This is a genomic window from Mesorhizobium sp. B1-1-5 (assembly GCF_006443065.1).
Taxonomy (GTDB): domain Bacteria; phylum Pseudomonadota; class Alphaproteobacteria; order Rhizobiales; family Rhizobiaceae; genus Mesorhizobium.
This window is the reverse complement of sequence record NZ_VFWS01000250.1, coordinates 1-2,067: the sequence shown is the minus strand read 5'-3', so window position 1 is coordinate 2,067 and position 2,067 is coordinate 1. Positions and strand designations below refer to the sequence as shown.

Annotated in this window: 2 protein-coding genes and 1 pseudogene; 2 read left to right on the top strand and 1 reads right to left on the bottom strand. The window is 63.7% G+C overall.

Features of this window, described 5'->3' with window-relative positions:
• Nucleotides 1-283, bottom strand: a pseudogene (locus tag FJ980_RS30050) (hypothetical protein); the annotation flags it as partial.
• 129 nt (nt 284-412) lie between these two features.
• Here FJ980_RS30050 and coxB point away from each other — a divergent pair.
• Together coxB and FJ980_RS30040 are read left to right on the top strand one after the other, a co-directional pair.
• A complete protein-coding gene (gene coxB / locus FJ980_RS30045) occupies nt 413-1,627 on the top strand; it encodes a cytochrome c oxidase subunit II (RefSeq protein WP_246676617.1) in 1,215 nt (404 codons plus the stop codon).
• Nucleotides 1,624-2,067 (top strand): cbb3-type cytochrome c oxidase subunit I (locus FJ980_RS30040; protein ID WP_181181350.1); only part of this gene is annotated, 444 nt, incomplete at its 3' end. The genes coxB and FJ980_RS30040, both read left to right, overlap by 4 nt.

Sequence of the window (2,067 nt, the reverse complement as noted above, 5' to 3'; positions counted from 1 at the left end):
TCTCTTCGCTGACCTGCTTCCGCAGTTCCTCACGCGCGCGTTCCACCTGGCCCTCGCGCGCGGATTGCGAGGCGCTGCGCCCCGACCGATCAAGCCTGTCCACCTCGTGCTCGACCGTTTGGCGAGAGCCCTCCGCCGGATCCTCTTCCGGATGGCTGTCCGCAGCCTGTTCCTGCCGCGTCTCTTCCCTGCCTCGGCGGTCGTTGCGCGTCGCGTCCTGGCTGCGATCGTCCTTGCCTGCGACGCTTCGATTTCCGCCGGCCGTTTTGTCTGTGTTGCTCATGGCTAGTTCCTTAAGCTTTCGCGGCGTGGAACCGTCCGATGCGCGTCCCGCGCCTTTGCCTGGAGAAACGGACATATCCGCCATTTGGTTGCGCTCCCGGCGCGCAAGCATCGGCCCGGCGCCAATCGCATGGCGGAGAAAAGCCGGCCATCGTTGCAAAGCATCCTTTTACAGCGATTCGCGTTATCGCCTTGGCATCCATGGGGATTTCACATGGCAAGATGCACGGGCCCGTCCATCCGCCTGCGGCAACGGCGGCAATGGCCCATTGCGTCCGCCTTTGCACGTCCAGCTCGAAGCACGTCCGGCAGCCGTCTTCCAGGCGTCCTGAAATGGCTCGGCCTCGCGTCTACAGTGGTCTCGGCACCGGTCCTGAGCGGGTGCAGCGGCTGGCAATCCGCACTCCACGCACATGGTGCGAATGCCCGTGCGATTCTCGATCTCATCTGGTCTTTTGGCGCGGTGGCGACCATCACCTGGCTGCTCGTCATGCTGGCCCTGGCAATGGCGCTCTTCCATCAGCGCTGGGCACAAGCAGGCCCCCCGCCGCTGGTCATCGACAGCCATCAGGAGCACAGGTATAGCCGCGCGGTCGGAAGCGCAGTCGCGGCGACCGTGCTGGTTCTCGCCGCGCTGACGATAACGAGCTTCTTCGCCGGCAAATCCATTGCCTCGCTGGGCGGAAAGGAGACGCTCACCATCCGCATCACAGGGCATCAATGGTGGTGGGAAATACGCTATCACAACGATGATCGGTCGCGCATGATTGTCACGGCGAACGAGATCCATCTTCCCGTCGGCGAACGGGTAAAGGTGGAACTCGATTCGACCGATGTCATTCACAGCTTCTGGGTGCCAAGTCTCGCCGGTAAAAGGGACCTCATTCCGGGCCGGCCGAGCGAGATCACCCTCATTGCCGACAGGCCTGGTATCTATCGCGGCCAGTGCGCCGAGTTCTGCGGCTACCAGCATGCTCACATGGCCGTCACCGTCATCGCGGAAAGCCGCGAAGCGTTCGAGGCATGGCGGTCCAGACAAGACGCCGCCGCCATCGCGCCTGCCAGCGAGGAGGAACGCCGCGGCCAGCGGGCTTTTCTTTCCACCGGTTGCGCGCGCTGCCACACGATAAGGGGGACGCCGGCCAAGGGAGCGGTCGGGCCCGACCTTACCCATCTCGCAAACCGGCGTGCATTGGCCGCCGACACGCTGGCCATGACACCCGGCGCGCTCGCCGCGTGGATCGCCGATCCGCAATCCATAAAACCCGGCGCGAAGATGCCGCGCATTGCTCTCAGCGCCGACGATCTTCGTGCGGTCGTCGCCTATCTTGGAAGTCTTGAATGAGTGGCGTTGCCGGGAAGACGGCTAGGCGAAAACAGGAAGCGGCCCTGAAAGGCATCCGCGACACCGGGCTCGACGAGGCAAGACTGCACGACTATCTGGCGCATGCCTGGCGGACGCCGAACGGCCTCTATGGTTGGCTGGTCACGGTCGACCACAAGCTGATCGCCCGGCGCTATATGGTGACGGCCTTCCTGTTCCTCGCCCTTGCAGGCCTGTCGGCACTTGCCATGCGGTTCCAGCTTGCCACGCCGGAGGCACGCCATATCGGCCCCGATCTCTACAACCAGCTCTTCACCATGCATGGCACGACGATGATGTTCCTGTTCGCCGTACCGGTCATGGAAGCGTTCGCCATCTACCTGGTGCCGCTGATGATCGGCACCCGAAACGTCGCCTTCCCGCGGCTCAACGCCTTCAGCTACTGGGTCTATCTCTCCGGT